Origin of the sequence: Vibrio renipiscarius (genome assembly GCF_000827885.1) — a bacterium.
Taxonomy (GTDB): domain Bacteria; phylum Pseudomonadota; class Gammaproteobacteria; order Enterobacterales; family Vibrionaceae; genus Vibrio; species Vibrio renipiscarius.
In genome coordinates, this window is sequence record NZ_JTKH01000009.1 from 1 (window position 1) to 26484 (window position 26484).

The 26484-nt window shown below is 46.8% G+C and carries 21 protein-coding genes, 1 tRNA gene and 2 rRNA genes; 9 read left to right on the forward strand and 15 right to left on the reverse strand.

Translation table 11 applies throughout. From position 1 onward, the window contains the following. The 3 genes from OJ16_RS08400 to OJ16_RS08410 form a co-directional block, all read left to right on the forward strand. Positions 1-793 (forward strand): 23S ribosomal RNA (locus OJ16_RS08400); the annotation flags it as partial. Between the two features lie 91 nt (positions 794-884). Beyond that, positions 885-1000, forward strand: a 5S ribosomal RNA gene (rrf, locus tag OJ16_RS08405). 70 nt (positions 1001-1070) lie between these two features. Continuing rightward, positions 1071-1147: transfer RNA gene (locus OJ16_RS08410), tRNA-Asp, on the forward strand. Positions 1148-1309: 162 nt separating this feature from the next. Here OJ16_RS08410 and OJ16_RS08415 read toward each other — a convergent pair. Beyond that, complete coding sequence (locus OJ16_RS08415; RefSeq protein WP_040989196.1) at positions 1310-1885, reverse strand: uracil-DNA glycosylase family protein; 576 nt, start codon at positions 1883-1885, stop codon at positions 1310-1312. A gap of 397 nt (positions 1886-2282) precedes the next feature. On the opposite strand from OJ16_RS08415, the gene OJ16_RS08420 reads away from it, so the two are divergent. Next, positions 2283-2870, forward strand: coding sequence for a YjaG family protein (locus OJ16_RS08420; protein WP_040989197.1), 588 nt, complete (start codon positions 2283-2285; stop codon positions 2868-2870). Between the two features lie 60 nt (positions 2871-2930). Here the strand turns inward: OJ16_RS08420 and OJ16_RS08425 are convergent, their stop codons facing one another. Next, complete coding sequence (locus tag OJ16_RS08425; RefSeq protein WP_040989198.1) at positions 2931-4037, reverse strand: CNNM domain-containing protein; 1107 nt, start codon at positions 4035-4037, stop codon at positions 2931-2933. A 351-nt stretch (positions 4038-4388) separates the two neighbouring features. Between OJ16_RS08425 and hupA the strand changes: the two genes are divergently transcribed. Then, the gene (gene hupA, locus OJ16_RS08430; protein WP_040989200.1) at positions 4389-4661 is read left to right on the forward strand and encodes a nucleoid-associated protein HU-alpha; all 273 of its coding nucleotides are present in this window, start codon (positions 4389-4391) and stop codon (positions 4659-4661) included. A 45-nt stretch (positions 4662-4706) separates the two neighbouring features. Next, entirely contained in the window at positions 4707-5402 is a 696-nt protein-coding gene (locus OJ16_RS08435; protein WP_040989201.1) for a DUF1481 domain-containing protein, read from the forward strand. Positions 5403-5454: 52 nt separating this feature from the next. Here the strand turns inward: OJ16_RS08435 and purD are convergent, their stop codons facing one another. Together purD and purH are read right to left on the reverse strand one after the other, a co-directional pair. After that, a complete protein-coding gene (gene purD, locus OJ16_RS08440) occupies positions 5455-6744 on the reverse strand; it encodes a phosphoribosylamine--glycine ligase (RefSeq protein ID WP_040989202.1) in 1290 nt (429 codons plus the stop codon). A 294-nt stretch (positions 6745-7038) separates the two neighbouring features. Next, positions 7039-8628 (reverse strand): bifunctional phosphoribosylaminoimidazolecarboxamide formyltransferase/IMP cyclohydrolase, encoded by a 1590-nt coding sequence (purH, locus tag OJ16_RS08445; protein ID WP_040989204.1) that lies wholly within the window; start codon positions 8626-8628, stop codon positions 7039-7041. A 256-nt stretch (positions 8629-8884) separates the two neighbouring features. Between purH and zntR the strand changes: the two genes are divergently transcribed. After that, positions 8885-9316, forward strand: a complete 432-nt coding sequence (gene zntR, locus OJ16_RS08450) for a Zn(2+)-responsive transcriptional regulator (RefSeq protein WP_040989206.1) — start codon at positions 8885-8887, stop codon at positions 9314-9316. A gap of 90 nt (positions 9317-9406) precedes the next feature. Here zntR and fis read toward each other — a convergent pair whose 3' ends face one another. The 9 genes from fis to OJ16_RS08495 all read right to left on the reverse strand — a co-directional run bounded on the left by fis (position 9407) and on the right by OJ16_RS08495 (position 19099). Further along, positions 9407-9703, reverse strand: coding sequence for a DNA-binding transcriptional regulator Fis (gene fis / locus OJ16_RS08455; RefSeq protein WP_000462885.1), 297 nt, complete (start codon positions 9701-9703; stop codon positions 9407-9409). A 23-nt stretch (positions 9704-9726) separates the two neighbouring features. Beyond that, positions 9727-10695 carry a tRNA dihydrouridine synthase DusB gene (dusB, locus tag OJ16_RS08460; RefSeq protein WP_040989492.1) on the reverse strand — a complete coding sequence of 323 codons (969 nt, stop codon included), beginning with the start codon at positions 10693-10695 and terminating at the stop codon, positions 9727-9729. Positions 10696-10834: 139 nt separating this feature from the next. Further along, positions 10835-11722, reverse strand: a complete 888-nt coding sequence (gene prmA, locus OJ16_RS08465; protein WP_040989381.1) for a 50S ribosomal protein L11 methyltransferase — start codon at positions 11720-11722, stop codon at positions 10835-10837. A gap of 107 nt (positions 11723-11829) precedes the next feature. After that, positions 11830-13173 carry an acetyl-CoA carboxylase biotin carboxylase subunit gene (accC, locus tag OJ16_RS08470; protein ID WP_040989382.1) on the reverse strand — a complete coding sequence of 448 codons (1344 nt, stop codon included), beginning with the start codon at positions 13171-13173 and terminating at the stop codon, positions 11830-11832. A gap of 14 nt (positions 13174-13187) precedes the next feature. Beyond that, positions 13188-13643 carry an acetyl-CoA carboxylase biotin carboxyl carrier protein gene (gene accB, locus OJ16_RS08475; protein ID WP_040989384.1) on the reverse strand — a complete coding sequence of 152 codons (456 nt, stop codon included), beginning with the start codon at positions 13641-13643 and terminating at the stop codon, positions 13188-13190. 59 nt (positions 13644-13702) lie between these two features. Continuing rightward, positions 13703-14152, reverse strand: coding sequence for a type II 3-dehydroquinate dehydratase (gene aroQ, locus OJ16_RS08480; RefSeq protein ID WP_040989386.1), 450 nt, complete (start codon positions 14150-14152; stop codon positions 13703-13705). A 291-nt stretch (positions 14153-14443) separates the two neighbouring features. Beyond that, entirely contained in the window at positions 14444-16396 is a 1953-nt protein-coding gene (gene acs / locus OJ16_RS08485; protein WP_040989387.1) for an acetate--CoA ligase, read from the reverse strand. Between the two features lie 233 nt (positions 16397-16629). Beyond that, positions 16630-17262 carry a 3'-5' exonuclease gene (locus OJ16_RS08490; protein ID WP_040989389.1) on the reverse strand — a complete coding sequence of 211 codons (633 nt, stop codon included), beginning with the start codon at positions 17260-17262 and terminating at the stop codon, positions 16630-16632. A gap of 10 nt (positions 17263-17272) precedes the next feature. Further along, complete coding sequence (locus tag OJ16_RS08495; protein WP_040989391.1) at positions 17273-19099, reverse strand: DUF294 nucleotidyltransferase-like domain-containing protein; 1827 nt, start codon at positions 19097-19099, stop codon at positions 17273-17275. Positions 19100-19294: 195 nt separating this feature from the next. On the opposite strand from OJ16_RS08495, the gene OJ16_RS08500 reads away from it, so the two are divergent. Both OJ16_RS08500 and OJ16_RS08505 read left to right on the forward strand, forming a co-directional pair. Further along, on the forward strand, positions 19295-20485 hold the full coding sequence (locus OJ16_RS08500) for a 3-phenylpropionate MFS transporter (RefSeq protein WP_040989393.1): 1191 nt from the start codon (positions 19295-19297) through the stop codon (positions 20483-20485). Positions 20486-20581: 96 nt separating this feature from the next. Then, a complete protein-coding gene (locus tag OJ16_RS08505) occupies positions 20582-24013 on the forward strand; it encodes a hybrid sensor histidine kinase/response regulator (protein ID WP_040989395.1) in 3432 nt (1143 codons plus the stop codon). 24 nt (positions 24014-24037) lie between these two features. On the opposite strand, the gene OJ16_RS08510 is transcribed toward OJ16_RS08505, so the two are convergent. Together OJ16_RS08510 and OJ16_RS08515 are read right to left on the reverse strand one after the other, a co-directional pair. After that, the gene (locus OJ16_RS08510) at positions 24038-24526 is read right to left on the reverse strand and encodes a hypothetical protein (RefSeq protein WP_040989397.1); all 489 of its coding nucleotides are present in this window, start codon (positions 24524-24526) and stop codon (positions 24038-24040) included. 229 nt (positions 24527-24755) lie between these two features. Further along, on the reverse strand, positions 24756-26483 hold the full coding sequence (locus OJ16_RS08515; RefSeq protein WP_040989399.1) for a sodium:solute symporter family protein: 1728 nt from the start codon (positions 26481-26483) through the stop codon (positions 24756-24758). Between the last annotated feature and the right edge of the window lies 1 nt (position 26484).

Here is a 26484-nt window from a genome sequence, read left to right on the forward strand (position 1 = left end):
GTAGGATAGGTGGGAGCCTTTGAAGCAAGTACGCCAGTATTTGTGGAGGCAATCTTGAAATACCACCCTTGTATGCTTGATGTTCTAACGTTGGCCCCTTATCGGGGTTACGGACAGTGCCTGGTGGGTAGTTTGACTGGGGCGGTCTCCTCCCAAAGAGTAACGGAGGAGCACGAAGGTGGGCTAAACACGGTTGGACATCGTGTGGTTAGTGCAATGGCATAAGCCCGCTTAACTGCGAGAATGACGGTTCGAGCAGGTACGAAAGTAGGTCATAGTGATCCGGTGGTTCTGTATGGAAGGGCCATCGCTCAACGGATAAAAGGTACTCCGGGGATAACAGGCTGATACCGCCCAAGAGTTCATATCGACGGCGGTGTTTGGCACCTCGATGTCGGCTCATCACATCCTGGGGCTGAAGTCGGTCCCAAGGGTATGGCTGTTCGCCATTTAAAGTGGTACGCGAGCTGGGTTTAGAACGTCGTGAGACAGTTCGGTCCCTATCTGCCGTGGGCGTTGGAAAATTGAAAGGGGCTGCTCCTAGTACGAGAGGACCGGAGTGGACGAACCTCTGGTGTTCGGGTTGTCACGCCAGTGGCATTGCCCGGTAGCTAAGTTCGGAATCGATAAGCGCTGAAAGCATCTAAGCGCGAAGCGAGCCTTGAGATGAGTTTTCCCTGGCACTTTAAGTGCCCTAAAGGGTTGTTCGAGACTAGAACGTTGATAGGCAGGGTGTGTAAGCGCTGTGAGGCGTTGAGCTAACCTGTACTAATTGCCCGTGAGGCTTAACCATACAACACCCAAGGGGTTTTGTAGGACTCAATGCAAGAACATGATTGAATGTGTGTGAGAACATAAGACAGCTTTCCGAATTAAAGAATTTGCTTGGCGACCATAGCGTTGCGGACCCACCTGATTCCATGCCGAACTCAGAAGTGAAACGCAATAGCGCCGATGGTAGTGTGGGGTTTCCCCATGTGAGAGTAGGACATCGCCAGGCTTTAAATTTCGTTTTTAGATAGACTATCTAGAAACAAAATGGACGCTTACTATGGTAAGTTTGCCACTGCGGAGTGGTAGTTCAGTTGGTTAGAATACCGGCCTGTCACGCCGGGGGTCGCGGGTTCGAGTCCCGTCCACTCCGCCACTATTTGAAGAAGCCCTGCTAGTAATAGCAGGGCTTTTTTACGTCTGTCGAAAATTGAATTACCTACCGTTCAATGTCTCTCCTTTCCATTTTGACAATCCCCCCCTTTTTTCTCAAGACTTGTTGCCCATCTTAATCCTGAAAATGAATGTACTAGGCCTTTTATCGATTTAATATGGTATGTACGTATTGGCGTATGTATGGCACTGCGTCACTCTCGAACCAAGGGTTTCGTTTGAGCCACAGTGTGTTACGCGGAGAGGGGTGGGGTAAAGGGAAGTAATGAGGCGCCCAATTCTTCCATATCTTTACGGTTTCAGTGAGTGTGTTAGGTTTTTGTTCTAGATAGTAATTTTGTGCATACTGACCAATTAATAATGTCATTTCAATATTTGGCAGTAGACCTAATACCGACTGATGCCACAACGGCGCACACTCCTTTCTCGGTGGTAAGTCACCACTCTTGCCTTTTCCCGGATAACAGAGCCCCATTGGCACAATAGCAATCTGACGTTGATCGTAGAATACCTCTTTGTCGATATCTAGCCAAGCTCGAAGCCTATCACCGCTTGGATCATCCCAGGGTATTGATTTGTCATGAGCCCTTAATCCCGGAGCTTGGCCAATGATCAGAATTCGTGCATCTTGGTGAGCTTGTATTATGGGGTTTGCTCCTCGCGCGAGGCTAGGTTCGCACTGCTGGCATTGCCTTATTTTTATCAGTAGATTTTCTAACATGAAACTCTCTCTTTAAATCAATGCGATGCCGTCTCTCTTACTCTATGATTCTGACTCTATGATTGGGCATGTAGCCTTTCATGATGACATCATAATAAGTCGTGAGTGGATATCGATGATTACCCTAATAGCACTTTTATTCTATCAACTATACTTATTCAAACGTGATGATCACATAGATCGAACGGATCGATTTATGGTATCGGAGCCATTTTTATGTGCAGAAGGCAGCGCGATTGAATCGGGTTGCAAGGTTAGCGTAATTAATTTTTAGTCAGTTTTATCGCTACGAGTGGCTAGGGGGCTGTTTTTGTTTAATAGTCCATAGGCTTTGCTTCTTTCCCTGTCGCTTATCAAGTAAACTGCCGATGTCTTTTTATTCAATCAACGAGTCATTATGTTACAGAACCCGCTTCAACTTCGTCTCGAGAAGTTAGAACCTTGGAAACAAATTACCTTTATGGCGTGCTTATGTGAGCGCATGTACCCAAACTATGCGATGTTCTGTGATAGTACTCAGTTTGCTTCAGCTCGTGTGTATCGCGATATTTTGGACAGCATTTGGGAACAATTAACTGTTAAAACAGCAAAAGTAAACTTTGAGCGCCAACTGGAAAAATTAGAAGAAATTATCCCAAGCTCTGAAGACTTCGACTTTTATGGTGTTTACCCTGCTATTGACGCATGTTTCTCGTTATCGACGTTAATTCACGGCTTATTAGATCGTGATGATCTTTTTGAAAGTATGCAGAAAGTCAGTCAACAATCGGTGATGACGGTTGCTCAATTAGAGGGTGCACAATTAGAGATTGAGATCACTAATGAGAACCAAAAAGATAATGAAGCAGTTTGTGCTGAGTGGGATGTTCAGTGGGCGATCTTCCGACCATTAAAAGACGCTGAAGAGCGCGATATAGAATTGATTAAAGATCTTCGTTCTGAGCTAAAAGAAGAAGGTGTTAGTAATATTGGTGTCGCACTATAGTGGCTGATTGAAGCGTATTAAAAAAGGGAGCATTCGCTCCCTTTTTGCTATTTGGCGTTGTTATTTCTTTCTATCGCCTGAATCAGTTTCCGCTCTGTTATTAAGCTCATCTTCATCGTCATCACGGCTTTCAATAACACCGTGCTGCTTCTTCCATTTTTCCCAGCGTTCGAATGCGAGTTCCTGCATGTCCGTTGTGCTATCTGCTTCATCGACGATTTCTTCACCGATAAGATGTTCAAAGATATCTTCTAGTGTCAGTAAGCCTTGTACCGTACCGTATTCATCCACGACAAGCGCTAGCTGCAAGCGTTTAGAGAGCATCTGGTCGAAAGCTTTTGGTAATGACATGTTGTTGAGAATCACGTGAACAGGGCGCATGACAGCCCCCAGTTGCTTGTCCCCAGATCCTGCTAGTTTAAGCTTGTATAGCTCTAGGCGGTGGACAAAGCCAACAATGTTATCACTGGCTTGGCTATAAACTAATGGGCGTGAGAATGGCGTATCTCGGTGCTCAGTTAGAAACTCTTTTACTGTGAGTTCTGCATCAACACGGAAAACTACAGGGCGCGGTGTCATCACTTGAGTGACCGGTACATCTTGTATTCCTAATAAATTGCTTAGAATCTTTGATTCACCTTCTGCAAACTCACCACTTTCTCTTGCTAACAATGCCATCGCTGACAATTCATCACGCATTTTTGGTGCGACATGCCCACTCGCGAGACGTTTAGTGATCTGTTCAGAGAACCAGACGAATGGCGTTAAGCTCCACACCATCCAACGAAGAATATTTGCCGCTGATGGCGCAAGTTGGCGCCAGTATGTCGCTCCAATTGTTTTAGGAACGATTTCAGAAAGGACCAAAATACCTAGCGTTAATACGCCTGAGAATACACCTAGCCATTCACTGCCGAATACAACCGCAGCTTGTGCACCCGCCGTTGCAGCACCAATGGTGTGAGCAATGGTATTGAGCGTCAAGATCGAGGCTAAAGGACGGTCAATGTCCTTTTTTAAAGCCGATAGTTTTTCTTCCGCGGGATGGCCCTGTTGTCGCATCTGAGCTAAATAGCTTGGGGTAATACTCAGTAGGACCGCTTCAAGGACCGAACAGACAAAAGATACGCCAATGGCAACAGAGACGTATATAGTTAGCAGCAACATATTGTTCCTATGTAAGTTTTACCACAACCTAATTTTGCTGCGAAAATCACCACTGGGTTGCTATTGTGTGACTTTTGCTATGCCTGGGCATTATCGGTGTGTGTATTTTATATTCGCTCTAAGCCCCGTAATATCAGGCTTCACGTCACTAGAGCGTTTTATAAATAAGGTTAAATTGGTTGAAAAACAAGTCTCCATTATGACTCAGGTCGTAACAAATTGTGAGTTAATACTCATATTATGGTTAAAAGTCCGGCATGAAAGCCAAAGAATGCCTACAAACCTTTGCCAGATGGGGCATTTATGTTTTAGAGTGAGTTGAATTCGATAACACATGAGAAGGGAAACCTAATGAACAAGACCCAATTAATCGACTTTATCGCAGAGAAAGCAGACCTATCTAAAGCGCAAGCTAAAGCTGCTCTTGAAGCTACTCTTGAAGGTGTGACTGGTGCACTAAAAGAGGGTGACCAAGTCCAACTAATTGGTTTTGGTACGTTCAAAGTGAACCACCGCGCAGCTCGCACTGGCCGTAACCCTAAAACGGGTGCTGAGATTCAAATCGCTGCTGCGAATGTTCCTGCATTTGTTGCTGGTAAAGCACTTAAAGACGCAGTGAAATAATATAATTTACGCCAAGGTATCGCGCCTTGGCGTATACTCATCTCTATGAAAAAAATCATTCTACCTTCATTAATTATTTCTCTCCTTTCCGCTTGCTCTTCCAGCGTGACCAATCCAGCTTTAGATACGTCTCAACAGCATTCTGGCGGCCAGAATATGGGAGATGCAACGAGCTTATATTGGTTTACAGAGCGTCTTGCTGTACCGATTCAAGCTGCGGATTATGTACTGGCCGGCGATTACGGTTGGTATCAAAGCAACTATCGATGGGAAGATGGCCAGGTACGAGAGTTAATTCGTGAAGGCGAACAGTTAAAAGATAATATAGGCCTAGTGCCTTATTCTATTCATGTGCGTTTTAACCCAGATGGTGATGCGGTCTATCAGCAATATCGCATTAATGGGAAAGTGCTGCCAATGAACAGAGAGATGCTGGAGCAAGTGAAAGCCGAAGCGGTCAATGTTGCAGATGTCACCAAAGCGCAGAACAAATCAGGCAATCATCTCATTCAAGGGTATTGGGATGGACAAGAATTTGAAACGTGTAGCGGCCAAAGTTATGACGTGCTTGAGTTTAATCAAACACTGCCGAATTTCGTTGTAAACCGATTAGCAGACATTGATAGCTATGTGGCTTTTGTTGGGGATCGTAAAGGGGATGGTTTGATTGTTGAGCAATTATTAATGCTGACAGATGACAATCAAGAATGTGTAGAAAAACCCCAACTACTCGATAAATAAAAAGGCGCTGATATCAGCGCCTTTTTATTATTTCAATATAAGCCAATGAGGCTTATGCTCTATTTTCGCGCTCAATCGCCCTGTAACCGATGTCGCTGCGGAAGAATACACCTTTCCAACTAACTTGTTTTGCTAGCTCATACGCGCGTTGCTGCGCTTCTGAGACACTATTACCAAGAGCAGTCGCACAAAGTACACGACCGCCGTTTGTGACGATATCACCCTCACAGTTTGTTGTGCCGGCATGGAAGATTTTCTCTCCCTCAATTTCAAATTGTGGGAGACCTGAAATGACATCGCCTTTATCGTAATCGACAGGATAGCCTCCCGCCGCAAGTACGATACCGATAGCCGCTCGTGGGTCCCACTTTGATTCCACTTGATCTAGTTTTTTATCGATAGCAGCAAGGCACAGGTCAACCATATCAGATTGCATACGCATCATGATTGGTTGCGTCTCTGGATCGCCGAATCGGCAGTTGTATTCAATTACCTTTGGCGTGCCATTGCTATCAATCATTAAGCCTGCATATAAAAAACCAGAGTAAGGGTTACCCTCGGCAGCCATACCACGTACGGTTGGATAGATAACTTCCTGCATAATGCGATCGTGAATCTCTTGCGTAACCACCGGCGCTGGAGAATAGGCGCCCATACCACCTGTATTTGGACCGGTATCGTTGTCGCCTACGCGTTTGTGGTCTTGACTGGTTGCCATTGGCAGTACGTTTTCACCATCGACCATGACAATGAAGCTAGCTTCTTCGCCATCTAAGAATTCTTCAATAACGACACGACTACCGGCTTCACCGAAGGCATTGCCTGCGAGCATGTCTTTGATTGCGTCTTCAGCTTCAGTTAGTGTCATCGCAACGATGACACCTTTGCCTGCCGCAAGACCATCGGCTTTGACGACGATTGGTGCACCTTGTTCGCGCACATACGCTAAAGCGGGTTCAATTTCAGTGAAGTTTGCGTAAGCACCGGTTGGAATATCATGACGAGCTAAGAAGTCTTTCGTAAACGCTTTTGAACCTTCAAGTTGCGCCGCAGCTTGAGTTGGACCAAAGATAGGTAGGTCAGCCGCTTGGAACGCATCGACAACACCAATCACAAGCGGAGCTTCTGGGCCAACGATGGTCAATTCAATTTTTTTCTCTTGAGCAAACGCAACTAAATCAGCGATGTCTTCAACCCCGATGTTTACGTTCTCAAGTTTAGGTTCCAGTGCAGTGCCTGCGTTACCCGGTGCGATGAATACGGTCTCTACATTTGGGTTTTGTGCCACTTTCCAGCCCAGTGCATGCTCACGACCGCCAGCACCGATAATAAGTACATTCATTTTATTTATCCTTTGATAGCTGCGCCATATTGTTAATCTCTGCGTCGAGCTTGCTCATTTATAGTTATAAACTCCGCGAGCTCTCCTTGACCTTATCAATATGGCTTTGCTCTAAAATGAAAAATTTCTAAAACTAAGAGTATTTCAAATTAGCTAAATTAAATAAGTCTTGCTCAAAGTCGTTGGTGATGTGGCTAGGCAGCGATTGAGCCCACCCCGGTCACATAGCGGGCCATGTGACCGGGGTGGGCGAAAGCAGCTAACGACGCCACAGTGCCAAATACGAAGAGGATATTAGTGGCGGAAGTGACGCATGCCCGTAAAGATCATCGCCATGCCGTGTTCGTCTGCTGCTGCGATAACTTCGTCATCACGCATAGAGCCGCCCGGTTGGATAACACACTTGATGCCAGCTTCTGCTGCTGCGTCGATACCATCACGGAACGGGAAGAACGCGTCAGATGCCATTACACAGCCTTCAACCTGTAGACCTTCATCGGCCGCTTTGATGCCTGCGATCTTCGCAGAGTAAACGCGGCTCATTTGGCCTGCGCCTACACCAATCGTCATGTCGCCTTTCGAGTAGACGATAGCGTTAGATTTAACGTATTTCGCTACTTTCCAGCAGAATAGGGCATCTTTTAGCTCTTCAGCTGTAGGTTGGCGCTTCGAAACCACTTTAAGGTCATCTTCAGACACCATGCCTTGGTCGCGGTCTTGAACGAGTAAGCCACCGTTAACGCGTTTCACGTCAAAGCCAGTCGTCTTCGTTGTCCACTCACCACATTCCAGTAGACGAAGGTTTTTTTTAGCTGCGATGATTTCTACTGCTTCAGCAGAAACGGATGGTGCAATGATCACTTCAACGAATTGGCGCTCAGTGATAGCCGTTGCGGTTGCAGCGTCTAGCTCACGGTTGAAAGCAATGATGCCGCCAAATGCAGACGTTGGGTCTGTTTTGAATGCGCGGTCGTAAGCTTCTAGGATGTCTTTACCTAGTGCAACACCACATGGGTTAGCGTGCTTAACGATCACACATGCTGGCTGGTCGAACTCTTTCACACACTCAAGTGCGGCGTCAGTGTCAGCGATGTTGTTGTAAGAAAGGGCTTTACCTTGAATTTGTCGAGCCGTTGAAACGGATGCTTCTTCTGGGTTTGCTTCAACGTAGAATGCGGCTGCTTGGTGGCTGTTCTCACCGTAGCGCATGTCTTGCTTTTTCTCGAACTGTTGATTGAATGTGCGAGGGAATTTACTTTCGTCGTCACCTTCTTTGTTCTCTCCATAAGAAGGAACCATGGTACCGAAGTAGTTAGCAATCATGCCATCGTAAGAAGCGGTGTGCTCGAATGCTGCGATAGCGAGATCGAAGCGAGTCTCTAGCGTTAAAGATTTTTCGTTCGCGTCCATTTCAGCGACAACGCGTTTGTAATCCTGCGCGTTGACAACAATAGTCACGTCTCGGTGGTTTTTCGCGGCAGAGCGAACCATTGTTGGACCGCCGATGTCGATGTTCTCAACAGCGTCAGCAAGGGTACAGCCTTCTTTAGCGACCGTTTCTGCGAATGGGTATAGGTTTACCACCACCATATCAATAGGGTTGATACCGTGTTTGGTCATTATGTCATCATCTTGGCCGCGACGACCAAGTACACCACCGTGAACTTTTGGATGCAGGGTCTTTACACGACCATTCATCATTTCTGGGAATCCGGTGTAATCAGAAACTTCGGTTACTGAAATGCCTTGCTCAGCCAGTAGACGAGCAGTACCACCTGTTGAAAGGATATCGACACCACGCTCAGCGAGAGCTTGTGCAAACTCAACAATACCTGTTTTGTCTGATACGCTGATCAGCGCGCGGCGAATAGGACGGTTAGTCATGCTTCCATTTTCCTCAAATTCACGAATTAAAAGATGTTTGCCAAAGATGAACTTGTTTTTACCTTTAGGTAAAATATTGGCCAGCTTTGGTAAAAACCTTTTCCCTATCGACAGTCAATAAGACTTCGAATTTGATGGCGCACATTCTAACCAATTTATTCTACAAAAGCTCGCGCAATCGTTTGGCATCTCAAAATAATTGTAAATATCACTGCTTTTAGCCATAAATGCAGTGAGAAGGTTAATAAGGAAAGTCATGTTTCAGATCGGTGAATTAGCAAAACGATGCGGTGTGAGTGCCGATACGCTGCGTTTTTATGAAAAGAATACGCTGATCAAGCCAGCAGGGCGCAGTGAGTCGGGCTACCGTTTGTATAATGAAGATAACCAAAAACAAGTGACTTTTATTTTGAAGGCGAAAGAGCTTGGTCTGAGTTTGGATGAAATTAAAGAGTTGCTGGATATAAAACTGGAAGCGACAGAGCATAGCTGTGCAGAAGTGAAAGCCATTACGACGGCAAAATTAGCGGTGATAGAGCAGAAAATTTCAGAATTAAAGCGTATTCGTCGTGCGCTAAAAAAAATCAATGATGCGTGTTGTGGGCACATTGATGATGATGCAAGTCATTGTTCGATTCTAGGAGCATTGGCGAGTGAGGAGGCGAGTTGCTGCCAAATGAATAAATAACCGTGGTAGGGGGCTTTTAAATTGCGGATAAAAAAGAAAAGGCCATGCTAACAAGTAGCATGGCCTCTTAATCGCTAAACTAATCAAAGATTAGTTCATGCCGTATTTTTTCAGTTTCTTACGAAGAGTACCGCGGTTGATGCCCATCATAGTTGCTGCGCGAGTTTGGTTGCCGCGAGTGTACTGCATGATGGTGTCTAGTAGTGGCTGTTCTACTTCAGCTAGAACTAATTCGTATAGTTCTGTAACTTCTTGGCCGTTTAATTGAGCAAGATAGTTTTTAAGAGACGCTTTAACAGAATCACGTAGTGGCTTTTGCGTGATTTGATCTTGTGAAGTTACTGTAGTTACTGTTAATGCTTCTGAAGTTAGATTTTGTTCGAACATATTCGGTCTAGCTCTTCTCGTAATTATGGTGCAACGTTATCAAAATAACCTTCTAGTGCATCGATTTGCGCTGGAGCAATATCAATAGCATTGAAGGTACGGCGAAACTCGACAGCTTGTTCATGTTCTTTCAGGTACCAACCCACATGCTTACGAGCGATGCGAGGGCCTAAGTACTCTCCATAAAACTCATGTAGAGCATGCACATGACCAAGCAAAATGCCTTTTACTTCCGTAATTGGAAGCTGTGGCATCTCGGTGCCGTTTTCCAAATAGTGTTGGATTTCCTGGAAAATCCAAGGACGACCCTGGGCAGGGCGTCCAATCATCAAAGCGTCTGCGCCGGTATAATCCAGCACAAATTTCGCTTTCTCTGGGCTATCGATGTCACCGTTAGCGATAACCGGAATAGAGATTGCTTGTTTTACCGCTTTGATGCTGTCGTATTCGGCCTCTCCTTTGTACATACACGCTTTTGTTCTGCCATGCAGTGCAAGAGCTTGAATGCCGCAGTCTTCGGCTAATTTAGCGATGTAGACACAGTTTCTGTTTTCTGTGTCCCAGCCAGTACGGGTTTTCAACGTTACAGGTACGTCGACCGCGCCTACTACCGCTTTCAGAATATCTTTAATGATCTCTGGATGCTGAAGTAGTGCAGAGCCGGCTAGCTTCTTATTCACTTTTTTTGCTGGGCAGCCCATATTGATATCGATGATTTGCGCACCGTTCTCAACACTGAATTGAGCTGCTTCAGCCATTAACTGGGGATCAGAGCCTGCGATTTGTACCGATCGAATGCCCGATTCGCCTTCATGTACCATTCGCTGTTTTGATTTGGCCGTATTCCATAGCTTTGGATTAGAGGACATCATTTCACTGACAGCCATTCCCGCACCATAGCGGAGACACAACTCACGAAAAGGTCTATCCGTAACGCCCGCCATAGGAGCGACGATTAGTTTGTTCTTGAGTTGATAATTACCTATTTTCAAAACATCTTCACAGTTCTGTACCAGCAAGGGCGCGCATTTTACGCATTTTTTCACTGCGTGAAAAGACTATTATTTGAGCATTACCAAATTGTTTTGTTAATTCGTATAAAATTCAAACAATTAAGGTTAAAAACCTTATCTAGCCTTGCTTGCGACCAGAGATGCGACACCACTCTGTTTGGGCTTTTATTGGATCGATGTGAAGCTCGTCACGGTAATAGTTAGCCACATCTTCTGCTTGAGTGTCTAAAACACCGGACATCGCTAATAAGCCGTTTGGCTTAACCAGACCTTTAATGATTGGCGATAGCTCACGCAGTGGGGCAGCCAAAATGTTGGCAACAACAACGTCAGCAATCATGTTTTCAGGTTGATCTTGTGGAAGGTAGACATGCAGTTGGTCAGCAACGCCATTACGTTCGGCGTTGTCTTTAGATGCAACGAGAGCTTGAGGATCAATGTCGATCCCAATCACTTTTTCTGCGCCTAGTTTGATCGCTGCGATCGCAAGGATGCCTGAACCACAACCGAAATCGATCACAGTTTTACCTGCAAGATCGATGCTTTCTAGCCACTCTAAGCAAAGCGCAGTCGTTGGGTGAGTTCCCGTGCCGAATGCAAGACCTGGATCAAGCAGAACGTTCACCGCTTCAGGATCTGGCACATCACGCCAGCTTGGGCAAATCCACAGACGTTCACCGAACTGCATTGGGTGGAAGTTATCCATCCATTCACGTTCCCAGTCTTTATCTTCAAGTTGTTCTACTTTGTGTGCAAAACCTTCAGCAAGCATGCCACTTGCTTTAATTTGACTCACAATAAATTGAGTGTCCGCTTCTGCGTCGTACAGTGCGAGGATATCAATATCACCCCATAAGCGAGTTTCGCCAGGAAGAGGTTCAAAGATCGGCGTATCTTTCGCATCTAAGAAGGTAACAGATAGTGCGCCAGTCTCTTCCATAAGCATGTCGCTGACCATTTCGGCGTTTTCTTTGGTCGCATTGAGTTTGATTTGAATCCAAGGCATGAGTCGGTACTCTTAACGTGGGTGAATCGAATAATGGCGCAGAGTGTAGCAGCCAGAAATAGAAATGCCCACGTAATGTGGGCATTTTGCTCAATTTGGCGAACGAATTATTGCAAGCCGAGCTTCTTCTCAAGGTAGTGGATGTTAGCGCCACCGTGTTGGAAGTTTTCGTCGTTCATGATTGAGATTTGTAGCGGTACGTTGGTTTTAATGCCTTCAACGATCATCTCGCCAAGTGCATTTTTCATACGTGCAATCGCCACATCACGGTTTTCGCCATACGTGATCAGCTTACCAATCATTGAATCGTAGTGAGGCGGCACTGTGTAGCCCGTGTAGATGTGAGATTCCCAACGAACACCCATACCGCCAGGCGCATGGAAGCGCTCGATCTTACCTGGTGACGGTAGGAATCGCACTGGATCTTCTGCGTTGATACGGCATTCGATCGCGTGGCCACGGATCTTAATATCATCTTGAGTAAATGATAATGGTTGGCCAGCGGCAACACGAAGCTGCTCTTTGATCAAATCAACGCCAGTTACCATTTCAGTGACTGGGTGTTCTACTTGAATACGAGTATTCATTTCGATGAAGTAGAATTCGCCGTTTTCGTATAGGAATTCGAACGTACCTGCACCGCGGTAACCAATCTCAAGACAAGCGCGTGTACAACGCTCACCGATGTACTTACGCATTTCTTCAGTAATGCCTGGTGCTGGTGCTTCTTCCACCACTTTCTGGTGACGACGCTGCATAGAACAATCACGTTCACCTAGGTGGATTGCGCCGCCTTGGCCATCAGCAATGATCTGAACTTCAACGTGACGTGGGTTTTCTAGGAATTTCTCCATGTAAACCACATCATTGTTGAACGCCGCTTTTGCTTCTGCACGCGTCATCGCGATAGATTGTGCTAGTTCCGCTTCGCTACGAACCACACGCATACCACGACCGCCGCCGCCGCCAGACGCTTTGATGATGACTGGGTAACCAATGCGTTTCGCGTGAGCTTTGTTCTTCACTTCATCGTTATCAAGTGGGCCATCAGAACCTGGAACACAAGGTACGCCCGCTTTTTTCATTGCGTTGATCGCTGACACCTTGTCACCCATCATGCGAATGGTATCCGCTTTAGGGCCAACGAAGATAAAGCCACTACGTTCAACTTGTTCTGCGAAGTCTGCGTTCTCAGAAAGGAAGCCGTACCCTGGGTGGATTGCTACAGCACCCGTCACTTCAGCCGCTGAAATGATGCGTGGGATATTTAGGTAGCTATCAATACCGCGAGCAGGACCAATACAGATAGATTCATCTGCTAGCAAGACATGCTTAAGATCACGGTCAGCAGTAGAGTGTACCGCGACGGTTTTGATGCCGAGCTCTTTACATGCACGAAGGATGCGAAGTGCGATCTCGCCTCGGTTCGCGATGACTAATTTATCTAGCATAGCTTCAGCCTCGATTATTCGATTACAACTAGTGGCTGGTCAAATTCAACCGTTTGGCCGTCTTCAACTAGGATTGCCGTAATAACACCAGACTTGTCTGCTTCGATTTGGTTCATCATTTTCATCGCTTCAACGATACAAATCGTGTCGCCAGCGTTCACGCTTTGGCCTACTTCGATGAATGACTTAGATTCAGGGCTTGGTGAGCGGTAAAATGTACCAACCATTGGCGAAAGAACTTGGTGACCTGCAGGGGCTGCCGGTGCTGCTACTTCTGCCACAGCAACCGGTGCTGCTACTGGTGCAGGCGCTGCTACTGGCGCAGGTGCTGCATAGTGGATTGGTGCGTGTACAGGTGCTGCGCCGTGGCGACTGATGCGTACTGACTCTTCACCTTCAGAGATTTCTAGTTCAGCAATACCAGACTCTTCAACTAGTTCAATCAGTTTCTTAATTTTACGGATATCCATCTTTATCTTTCTCTTTATCTTGTGAGTAAGACAACCCGTTAGGGTCGCAGAGTGTTAGGTTACTTTGCCTGCAGGTGTTTAATCGCTGCCGACAGAGCGAATTCGTAGCCTTGTGCGCCTAAACCGCAAATTACCCCTTGTGCTTTATCGGACAAGTAAGAGTGATGGCGGAATGGTTCTCGAGCATGCACATTGGACAAATGTATTTCTATAAACGGGATCGAGACACCTAATAGTGCATCGCGCAATGCGACGCTAGTGTGCGTGAATGCCGCGGGATTAATCAGAATAAAATCCACGTGATTATAAGCGGCGTGGATCGCTTCGATTAACTCATACTCACGATTAGTTTGGAGATGTTCAAACTCAATATCGGCTTGCTTAGCTTGCTCAGCCAAGGTCGTAACGATTTGCTCAAGTGTCTGTGAGCCATAGTGGCCAGGCTCGCGCAACCCCAAAAGGTTAAGGTTTGGGCCATTCAGAAGTAGAATACGTGACTTTGCTGACATTGTGCTGACATCTTCCTTTATCGTGAGTGGAAATTACATATTCCTAAATATACGATAAATCATCACGACTTTTCATTATCAATCGTGCGATTTTTAAAAAATCGTCAAAGATTATAGCTAATTCACAGCAATTAGCAGCAATTTACTGGTCTAATCACTCATGTTCAGCTTTTGAAACTGCAACTGAGGTAACAGAAATGCGGTGTTGATAAGTAAAGATGGGCGTGATTAATGAGAGCCAGACAAAAAAAGAACCGCCTAAATAGGCGGTTCTTGATGATGTTTTGAGGATTAAGCGAGTTCGGCTTTTTCTGCGATAAGTTTTTCTACTACGCCTGGATCGGCGAGAGTTGAAGTGTCCCCGAGATTACTGGTATCGCCAGCGGCAATTTTACGCAGAATTCGACGCATGATCTTACCTGAACGCGTTTTTGGTAATGAGTCGGTCCAGTGCAGTACATCCGGTGTCGCAATTGGGCCAATCTCTTTGCGTACCCAGTCTTTTACTTCTTTATGTAACTCTGCTGATGGGTATTCACCATCATTGAGGGTGATGTAAGCGTAAATCGCTTGGCCTTTGATGTCGTGTGGAATACCGACAATCGCGGCTTCGGCAATCTTATGATGCGCCACTAATGCTGATTCAACTTCCGCAGTCCCCATGCGGTGGCCAGATACATTGAGTACGTCATCAACACGACCGGTGATCCAGTAGTAACCATCTTCGTCACGGCGAGCGCCGTCACTGGTGAAGTACATGCCTTTGAAGGTTGAGAAGTAGGTTTGCTCAAATCGTTCATGATCACCATAAACGGTCCGCATTTGACCAGGCCATGAGTCGAGAATAACCAGGTTACCTTCTGCAGCCGTTTCTTCAATGATGTTCCCCATGTTATCAACCAGCGCAGGTTGTACACCAAAGAACGGTAAGGTTGCAGAACCCGGTTTGAGATCGGTCGCGCCAGGTAGTGGGGCAATCAGAATGCCGCCCGTTTCGGTTTGCCACCAAGTATCAACAATCGGTGAGCTTTCGTTGCCGATGGTCTTGTAGTACCACTCCCATGCTTCTGGGTTGATCGGCTCACCCACCGAACCCATGATGCGCAGACTTGAGCGAGATGTACCATCAACCGCTTCGGTGCCTTTCGCCATCAGAGCACGAATAGCAGTTGGTGCAGTATACAGAATATTGACTTGGTGCTTATCGACCACTTCACTCATTCGATTGGTTTTCGGGTAGTTTGGTACGCCTTCAAATAGAATGGTTTTTGCACCGTTAGCCAGTGGCCCATAAATCAGGTAGGTATGGCCGGTAATCCAGCCTACATCGGCGGTACACCAGAAGGTTTCGCCTTCTTGGTAGTCAAACACGTATTTAAACGTCATGGTGGCGTAAACAAGATAGCCACCAGTGGTGTGCAGTACGCCTTTTGGTTTGCCGGTCGATCCTGACGTGTAAAGAATAAACAGTGGATCTTCGGCTTTCATCTCTTCTGGTGGACAATGCTCTGGAACATTCGCTGTCGCTTCGTGCCACCAAACATCGCGATGTTCATGCCAATCGACATCACCGCCTGTGCGTTGAAATACGATGACTTTTGAAATGGTTTTGACGTCTGGGTTCGTGAGAGCTTCATCGACATTTTTCTTCAATGGTACTGCTCGGCCGCCACGCACGCCTTCATCTGCCGTGATCACGATTTTTGCATCGGAATCAATAATTCGTCCAGAAAGTGCTTCAGGTGAAAACCCCCCGAAGACCACGGTATGCACCGCCCCGATACGAGTACACGCTAACATTGCCACTGCCGCTTCTGGCACCATTGGCATGTAAAGACAAACCACGTCACCTTTACGTACACCTTGTTCTTTCAGGGCATTCGAAAATTGGCACACTTCTTTGTACAGCTGGTTAAAGGTTAGCGTTTTATCGTCGGCAGGATCATCGCCTTCCCAGATAATCGCGACTTCATCGCCGCGCTTGGCGAGATGACGGTCAATACAGTTAGCAGAAACGTTGAGCGTGCCATCTTCAAACCAACGAATATCGACATGTCCGGTGTCAAACGAAGTGCTTTTTACTTGGGTGAATGGTTTGATCCAATCTACGATTTTGCCGTGTTCGCCCCAAAAACCTTCAGGATCAGAAACAGACTGTTGGTACATGGCCAAGTAGGTCTCTTTATCCGCATGTGTATTCGCTTTGATATTTTCTTTGACCGGATAAATGTGGGCTTCACTCATTGTTTCTCTCCTTGTAAATTCCTATGCTTCCTTTGACCTTTCTAGGGTGACGGTCAGAGGTTACATCCCTATTTCGTCGTCACGATGGCAACGAGCCCAATCGGATAACGAATAGCAATGTCCTAACTTTCAATCACAACGGCTATTTCCACAATTAGACTTTAGGATTAGGGGGAAGAGATAAAGGGGATGGGGCTGGGAAGAAGATGCGGGATGTACCGCATCTATAGTGGTTATGATTGATAAGGAAAGTTTAGACTGGGCAGATCGCCTCTGGTTAAGCGCACAAACACGAGGGCAGCAGAAATGGCATCTTGCAAAGCATCATGCTTGTCTTGCATTGGAAGATCGAGGTGCTTACAAATTGCATCTAAACTTAAGTCGAAGTAGGCATTCGGTAAATGCTGCTCCAATTTGTCATGGTAGATCTGGCTCACTTCAATTAAGGGATTGGGCAGAGGAAATCCGAGCTGCTTACGGCAGGCGATATCGAGAATTTTTTTGTCGTAACGGATGTGATAGCCCACTAATGGCCGGTTGCCGATAAATTCCAGTAATTGGAGTAGGGCCTGCTTTTCATCCAGACCCCCTTCAAGATCTTGATGGCGCATTCGGTGAATGCGCACGGAACTCGAATCCAGCGATTGTGGTGCTCGCAAGCGGACTTCAAAAGGTTGGCTGGTGATAATTCGATTGCCAATGATCTTAGTCGCCGCGATCGTAACCAGTTCTGCTCGCTTGGGATCAAGGCTGGTGGTTTCACAATCAAGTGAGACATATTCTCCTTTTTCCAAAGCACCAAAGTAGTGTTGGAAAGGGGAGTCTTTCAATTTGTAGTGCCAATAGCGGCGCAGTAACCCGTTCATCGCGCTCTCCTTAATCCCTAATCTGATAATGATAACCAAGGAATTGTTTAAACTTTTTCACCACATGGAAGCTGTGGCGCAGTAAATCTCGTTCACTACGCTCGAGTTGTTTGAGGTCGAGTCGGTTATGGCTGTGCTGGTTGTCTAGTTGTTGGTTGAGACGCAGTTTAAAAAACAGTTTGAGCGCTTCCGTGAGATTGTCGGCAGTGTCGGGTTCCAGAATGTTTTTCTTTGCTAATGCTTCGATGCGAGCAAAGGTGTTCTTATCGGTAATGTGGTATTCGAGCGATAAGGTGCGAATGCCATGGACGATTGGAAAGATACCGCCACTTTTGACGTCGAGCCCTTGTTTGTCGTTTTTGACGTTACCAAATAAGGTCAGTGGCAATGAAAATTGTAAGGCTGGACGCGTAAAGTCTTGCAGGGTGAGCATGTTGTTGACCATGATTTGATGTAAGTGGTCACTTATCGGCCCAAGCAGGTCTTTGTTGCCGCCCACAGCATGAGCGTCGGCCATAATGGCGAGCTTCATCACCTGTGCTGCACTGGCGGCTTTTGACCAAGAAGAGAGGGTTTGCTTCCATTCAGTTTGGCTTTTTACCCAATCCGGATTATTCACCATGACGTTGCCTGGACAGAGTGGGTAGCCTAACCGCTGCAGTGTGTGAGTGAGCTTGTTCATGATGACATTGCATTGTGGCCATTCGAGTCCATCCCTCAGGATCAGTGCGTTATCTTGATCGGTTTTCACTACCTGCTCACCACGCCCTTCTGATCCTAGAACGATTAAGCAGCAATGATCATGCAGTGCTGGTGGGATGGTCAGCTCAAAAGCTTTTTCAATGATTTGTTCATTGATCGCAGAGATCAGTTCCATGATAAATCGCGTGCGAATCCCATGGCTTAAAAGGCTCTCGACCAACTGACGTTGGCGATTAGAGGCGACCGCAAGTTCTTCCACACTATTTGCCCTTGCAATCGTCAGTGTTAATACGTGGGAGTGAGTCGAAAATGCGCTGAGGATCTCAATCATATCGAGCATGCCAATGGGGCGCTGGCCGTCCCACACCATCAAGCGCTTTAAGCGATGGCGGGTCATCGTCATCATGGCATTAAATAAGTAATCATGTTCATCGACGTGAAGGACTGGATAAGTCGCAATGTTACCGACCGGTGTATCGAGCGGTAAGCGATCGATCATGACCGCATGCAGCATATTGGTTCGAGTGATGATGCCATAAGGCATGTCTGGCTTGGTATTGGCAAGGCGTTGATCATCATCGGAAAGGGTAATTAGCGCAGCATCGAGAGCGTTTGATTTGAGAATTTCCGTGACTTTATCGATCGGTAAATCATGCGATAAGATCATTGGCGGGTGATAAATGTCGCTATCGACTTTCGTTAGGATAAATTCGGCGAGGTTTTTTTGCTGCTGAGCGGCGTCTAACAAGGCTTGGCGTTTGGCGAGATTATTATCGAAATAGGCCGCGAATTGTCCATTGTTCTCGTATAAATCTAGAAATACGGACTTGGGCAATAAATAACAAAGAGTATCTTCGAGTGCGAAATAATGGTGGCGGATTTTATTGTCTAGTAATGCCCTCACATCAAAGAGATCATCGTTAGCATAATGTGCAAAGATGGTGCGGTCTTCTGCTGATTGTTCTTCAACTGCGCCCTTGATGACAATGTGTAGGTGGGTGCATTGATGGCCACTTTGTAAGATGATCTCGCGCGCTCTGAAATAGGCAACGTCAAGCGAGGCGCGTAACGTTTTTTGCTGAACGGCGGTTAGCCGATCAAACGGAGGCGATTGCATATTGAATTTCTCAGGCATGAGATACCTTCCAATGACAATAGAAGAAGTCTTTAGTGTGACAAGTTTCACCATTTTCACCAGACGACTTTGGTCGAAGCGCTATTCTCTCCGCACGATCAATGCGGAAAAAGGTGAAAAGATAATCTTCCCTTTTTATTCCCCGGTGCTCATTGGATAATGGCAATAGATCCTATTGTTATTTTTGAGGTTTTCATGTTTTCCCCCACTCCTTATGGCTGGATATCCCAGTATTTCATCGGCTTTTTCTTTGCATATGGTGTCTATTTGCCATTTTGGGCGTTGTGGTTTGAAGAGCAGGGTGTATCGCCGACCGATATCGGCTTGTTAGTTGGTATCGGCTTCGCAACGCGATGCGTTGCCAATATGGTGATCACGCCTCGTCTGCATAAAGTGGAACACCTTATGCCAGCATTGCGTTGGCTGACCTTTGCGGCATTACTGTTTGTTGGCTTTCATTTCTTTACTGGCGGCAATTTCTGGCTAATGGCGCTAGCAACCGTGTTATTCAATGCGTGCCTTGGGCCGATCATTCCGTTGTCTGATGCGATGGCAAACTACTATTCACGTCTTAAGATGCTGGATTATGGTCGAACGCGTCTTTGGGGTTCACTCGCGTTTATTGCGGGCTCGACTGTTGTGGGTGTGCTGGTGGCGCGTTATGGCACCGATATGATTTTGTATACCGCTTTGGCCGGCATTTTTGTTGCGTTGGTGATCGGTATGCGCAATACCAATCCAATGCCTGTTACCGTGTCGGAGTCTCAAGCGGAACGACCTAAGCTGACTGAATTATTGCGTGATAGCGCGGTGGTGAAATTTTTGGTTTTGGTGGCCTTGATTCAAGGCAGTCATGCTGCTTATTACAGTTTCAGTACCATCTACTGGAAAGATGCCGGTTACTCTGAAGAGATCATTGGTTATTTGTGGAGCCTTGGTGTGGCTTCCGAAGTGGCAGTGTTTGCATTAAGTAAGCGCATGTTTGCTGGATGGTCACTACGGATGCTATTCGTGGTTGCTGCGCTTGGCGTTACCCTTCGTTGGGGGTTAACGGCATCCACGACAGTATTATTGGCGTTGGTTGCGATTCAATTGCTGCATGGCGTGACGTTTGCGATGGCACATATTGCCGCGATTCAATATATCCAAGCTCAAGAGCAACGTAAAATGGTGGCATTGCAAGCGCTCTACAATGCGATTCCGCTTGGGGCCTTTATTGCGTTGATGACTGCTCTAAGTGGCTGGGGATATGAAAACTGGGGAGCCAATGTCTTCTGGGCAATGGCGGCGATGGGGATTGTGGCGGTATTTGTCAAACTTGAACCAAGCGAACGTAACAGCCAAGACGGCCAGGCAATGAAAGATGAGCCGGAAGCACAGAATTAACTTCAACTGATTGATATTTAATCATACAGTTTGTTTAATAAACCTCTCTCTGGAGAGGTTTTTTTATAAGCGTTTTTCATAAACAAAGGATATCGCATGCAAGGATGGCTAGTGATTCCCGTATCACTGATGTATCTCGGGTTGCTGTTTTTGATCGCTTGGTATGGCGATAAACAGAATAAGTGGCTCGCCAAGTGGCGGCCCTGGATTTATAGCTTATCCATTGCCGTTTACTGTACTTCTTGGACCTTCTACGGCACGGTGGGACAGGCCAGTAATAACCCATGGTCTTTCCTGCCTATCTATTTGGCGCCCATTCTGGTTTTTACTTTTGGTTGGCGAGTGCTCGCTCGGCTCATTTTGGTGGCCAAGCGTGAGCATATTACTTCTATCGCGGATTTTATTGCCGCTCGTTATGGTAAATCTCAAGGCTTAGCGGTGGTGATCACCTTGATTGCCGTCGTGGGGATTTTGCCTTATATCGCGCTGCAATTGCGTGGTATCACCATGGGATTGGAAGTGATCGCGCCTGAGTTGCAAGCCAAAGCTCAGTGGGGCATTTTTGATGTGTCGTGGTTTGTGGTGATAGCCTTAGCCGCTTTCACCATGTTGTTTGGTACGCGCCATATTGATAATACCGAACATCATCGCGGCATGATGATGGCGATTGCGTTTGAATCTGTGATTAAGCTGGTGGCCTTCTTAGTGGTTGGCTGTTTTATCTTGTTTATGGTGCTTAATCGAGATGATATCGCCTTAATGGATATCGCCGCGCAAACCTACCAGTCGCCGAATATCGCCACATTAGTTATCCATACTTTTCTGACCATGATGGCCATTCTGTGTTTACCTCGACAGTTTCATACTATGGTGGTGGAAAATGAGCGAGCCCAAGACCTGCATACGGCGCGTTGGTTATTTCCCCTTTATTTAGTCTTGATGGGACTCTTTGTGCTGCCAGTCGCTTGGGTTGGCCAAGCTTTATTAGGCGGTGTTAGCCCTGATACCTATGTGATTAGTTTACCGATGTCTGTCGGTGCGACCGATATGGCGCTATTGGCCTTTTTAGGGGGCACATCGGCGGCCAGTGGCATGGTGATTGTGTCTACTATCGCTTTGGCCATCATGGTTTCTAATGATTTAGTGATGCCGTTATTACTACGCAGAATGAAATTGACTCAGCGCGATCATCGTCAGTTTTCAGGGTTACTGCTGGTGATTCGCCGTGGTTTAATTTTATTGTTATTGCTTGGCGCATGGGGCTTTTACCAAGTGTTGGGCAATATCCATTCACTTTCTGCAATTGGTTTCCTTTCGTTTGCGGCCATTAGTCAGTTTGCTCCAGCGTTGCTCGGCGGGATGTATTGGCGCCAGGGCAATCGCAAGGGGGTATACGTTGGTCTGTCACTCGGATTTACTTTGTGGCTAATCACCTTGATGGGCGCAACGGATATGTTGGCAGGTGACAGCCACAGTAATTTATTGCTATGGATCATCGAGCCTCCGCAATACTTGGCCAATATTGGTATTCAAAGCTCTGATTGGGGCATTGTGCTCAGCTTGATGATGAATACGTTGTGCTATGTGTTTGTTTCTTCCATCACCCGAGCAAGTCTAAGTGAACGCTTACAGTCGGCCTCGTTCATTGGTACGCCGCTACCTGAAAGTGAAAATATCAGTCTTTATCAAAGCCGCGTGACGGTGAGTGAATTGGAAATGTTGGCCTCGCGTTTTGTCGGCCGAACTCGAGTGCGTTCCGCTTTCCAACAATTTTGGGGGCAACAGCGTGAAACCTTGATGCCCAACCAGCAAGCGCCTTCTAGCCTGATTCGTCATACCGAGCGAGTGTTGGCTGGGGTGTTTGGTGCATCCTCGGCCAAGTTAGTGCTTACTTCCGCTTTGCAAGGGCGAAACATGCAGCTTGAAGAAGTCGCGACCATCGTTGATGAAGCTTCCGAGTTATACGATTTCAGTCGTGGTTTACTGCAAGGGGCAATTGAACACATTGGCCAAGGGATTGCGGTGGTGGATAAACAATTGCGCTTGGTGGCGTGGAATCAACGTTATCTTGAACAATTTGAGTTTCCCGTCGGGCTGATTCAAGTTGGTCGCCCGATTGCTGATGTGATTCGCCATAATGCGCAGCAAGGGCTGTGTGGGCCGGGTGATCCTGAAGAACACGTGCGCCGCCGTATTTACCATCTAGAGCAAGGTTCACGGCATACCTCTTCTCGTATCCGTGCTGATGGTCGTGTGATTGAAGTGCAGGGTAACCCGATGCCTGGTGGCGGATTTGTGATGAGTTTTACGGATATCACCGTGTTCCGTAATGCAGAGCGTGCGTTGAAAGAAGCGAATGAAACGTTAGAAGAGCGCGTACTCATACGAACTCAAGAGCTTGAGCAACTGAATAAACAATTGGTGTCTGCGACTCAGCGTTCAGAGCACGAATCAAAATCGAAATCTCGCTTTTTAGCTGCGGTCAGTCATGATCTTATGCAGCCGCTCAATGCGGCGCGCCTGTTTGCTTCTTCATTGTCGGAAGTGGCAAAGGAGAGCGAGAGCAAACAACTCGCGACACATATCGAAAGCGCTTTAGAAGCTGCAGAAGATTTGATCGGGGATTTACTGGATATCTCTCGCTTGGAATCGGGTAAGTTGGATGTCAATGTGTATGGCTTTGCGATTAACGATGTTTTGTCGAATCTGAATGCGGAATTTAGTGCTTTAGCCAAACAGCAACAGATTGAATTTAGCTTACTCCCAAGTCAGCATTTGGTGCAATCGGACCCTAAATTACTGCGTCGCGTGATTCAAAACTTTTTAACCAACGCATTTCGATACAGCCCGAAAGGAAAAGTCTTGCTCGGTGTTCGCCATGCAGGTGATTGTGTGCGGATCGAAGTATGGGATAACGGATTCGGAATTGATGAAGATAAGCAACAAGAGATCTTTGAAGAATTCAATCGTGGCAGTCAGGTCCGTTCGGATCAAGGGCTAGGTCTAGGGCTGGCCATTTCTAAAGGGATTGCCAGTGTGTTAGGTCATCAGATCGCGATGCGATCATGGCCGGGTAAAGGCAGTGTTTTTTCGATCACACTGAAACGAGCAAAGTCAGTGGCTCCACAGTTGACGGTCGTTTCGCCGCAAGCCGTGTCAGATCTCAGTCATCTCAATGTGTTATGTGTCGATAATGAACCCGAGATTTTGATCGGCATGGATCAATTGTTAGCGCGCTGGGGATGTCATGTACGTACGGCGACCGATATTGTCGGTAGCTTAAAAGCCATCGATGAAGATTGGATCCCAGATGTGATCTTGTCAGACTATCGACTCGACCATGGTCGTACCGGATTGGAAGTGCTGCAGCAGTGCCGTTTACGACTGGGCGATAGCTTCGTTGGTGTGATCATCAGTGCAGATAGAACGGCGGATATGCTGGATGGCATAAAATCAAATGGCTTCAACTTTATTCCGAAGCCGGTTAAGCCATTAAAGTTGCGGGCGATATTAAACCGCTCTGCATAATGTTGGGCATGATGAGCGAGCGATTTAATTTGAATCGCTCAGTAGCGTTTCATATTTGACGAAAGCCATTTGTGTATCACCGTAATAGAGCACGCCATCAGATTGAATCGCAACACGTAACCAACTCTCTGGTGAGGATGGGGCTGGTAAGGTAATTGACCATAATTTGCCAGTGTTATCCGCTGATTGCATGCTCACTGGTGTGCCCATTTCATCTTGACTATCAACCATCGAGAGCTTAACGCCTTCGAGTGGAAAGCTCGCGGTTAATGAGAGCTCAAGCGCATTATTCGCGAGATTTTCTGAGCGAAATTTCACTTTAAACTCGCCATTTTCCATATCACATAAACCACTGGTATAACGGCAGTTTGATTTGCTGACGAGTTTATAATCTTGGCCTTCTTTAGCGGCGTGCGGTTTTTCGCTCAGTGCGAGATCAGTGCCTAAATAGGCAAGAATAGAGAGAATTGGGGCGACCAACAGTGCAATGATGATGTGCTTGTTTTTAAACATAGAGGCTTCCTTGCAGCTACGATATAAGGCGAAATGTATACCAATTTGGTTAAGTCGTTATGCCTTTCAAAGGTGGAATCAACCAACACAATATGAAGCATTGAGGGCGAGTGTTAACTGCTTGCCCTTATCCGGTTCGATAGCGCGACTTATTCAGATTGATACAAGATAAACAGAGTGAGTTGAATAAAAAAGCCCCCGAAGGGGCTTTTGTGGTTTGGGTTAGATTTTAGTGGTCAACAGCGTCGCCAGCGCCTGCCGGAACACGTACGTGTTCAACCAAGTCTTTCACTTCTTGCGGTGTTTCTGCTGTTACACGTGATACCGCGAAGGCCACGATGAAGTTGAAGAGTGCGCCAATAGCACCAAATGCATTGGGTTCGATACCGAAGAACCAGTTGCTACCCCAGCTTTGTAGGTATGTCCAATCAGCAACAAATAGGATGCCTTTGTGTTGGAATACATAGAATAGCGTAATGGTGATACCTGCAATCATACCGGCAATGGCGCCTTCCTTGTTGATGCTCTTACTAAAGATACCCATCATCAACGCAGGGAAGATCGAGGACCCGGCAAGGCCAAATGCCAGAGCCACCGTACCGGCTGCGAAGCCTGGTGGATTGAGGCCGAGATAGCCGGCGACCCCAATCGCGACCGCCATCGCGATACGACTTGCCATCAGTTCTTTCTTCTCAGAGATATTTGGATTAATCACGCCTTTTATCAAGTCATGTGATATCGCGGACGATATTGCCAATAGCAACCCGGCGGCGGTTGATAGCGCGGCAGCAAGACCACCGGCAGCCACTAATGCGATAACCCAGTTTGGTAGTTTCGCAATTTCAGGGTTAGCCAGTACCATGATGTCACGGTCTACTTTCAGCTCGTTCGTTTCTGGGCTTGAAGTGTATTCGATAAGGCCGTCGCCGTTCTTATCATCAAAGCCAAGTAGGCCCGTTTTTTCCCAGTTCTTGAACCAATCTGGACGCTCATCGTAGGCAAGGTGTTTGCCCGGAGCAGGATTGACCGTATCCATTAGGTTTAGACGTGCCATTGCAGAGACGGCAGGTGCTGTCGTGTAAAGAATGGCAATGAACAGTAGCGCGTAGCCTGCCGAGGTACGAGCATCACGCACTTTCGGTACCGTGAAGAAACGAATAATCACGTGAGGTAAACCTGCCGTACCGATCATGAGAGACATGGTGTAAACGAACATGTTGAGTGTGTCACCGCGCACATGGGTGGTGTATTCACTGAAGCCGAGTTCGGTTACCACTTGGTCGAGTCGGTCGAGCAGATAAACATCGGTACCGGAAATGGTGCTCCCTAAGCCAATTTGCGGTAGTGGGTGGCCAGTCAGTTGCAGAGAGATAAAGATTGCTGGAATAGTGTAAGCAAGAATGAGTACGCAATATTGTGCAATCTGCGTGTAGGTGATGCCTTTCATGCCGCCCATAACGGCGTACATAAACACGATACACATACCGATGAGTAGACCCGTTGCGTAATCCACTTCAAGGAAGCGACCAAATGCAACGCCAACGCCTTTCATTTGACCGATAACGTAAGTGGTTGATGCGATGATTAAACAAATAACCGCCACGATACGCGCAGTTTTTGAGTAGAAGCGCTCACCGATAAACTCAGGTACGGTAAATTTACCGAATTTACGTAGGTAAGGCGCAAGAAGTAGAGCGAGTAGTACATAGCCGCCAGTCCAACCCATGAGGAAGACTGAACCGCCGTACCCCATAAAGGCAATAAGACCGGCCATTGAGATAAATGATGCTGCTGACATCCAGTCAGCGGCTGTCGCCATGCCATTAGCGATTGGGTTTACGCCGCCGCCCGCGACATAAAACTCTTTAGTTGAGCCAGCTCGAGCCCAAATAGCGATACCAATGTAGAGGAGAAATGTCGATCCTACTACGAGGTAAGTGATTGTTTTCAAATCCATC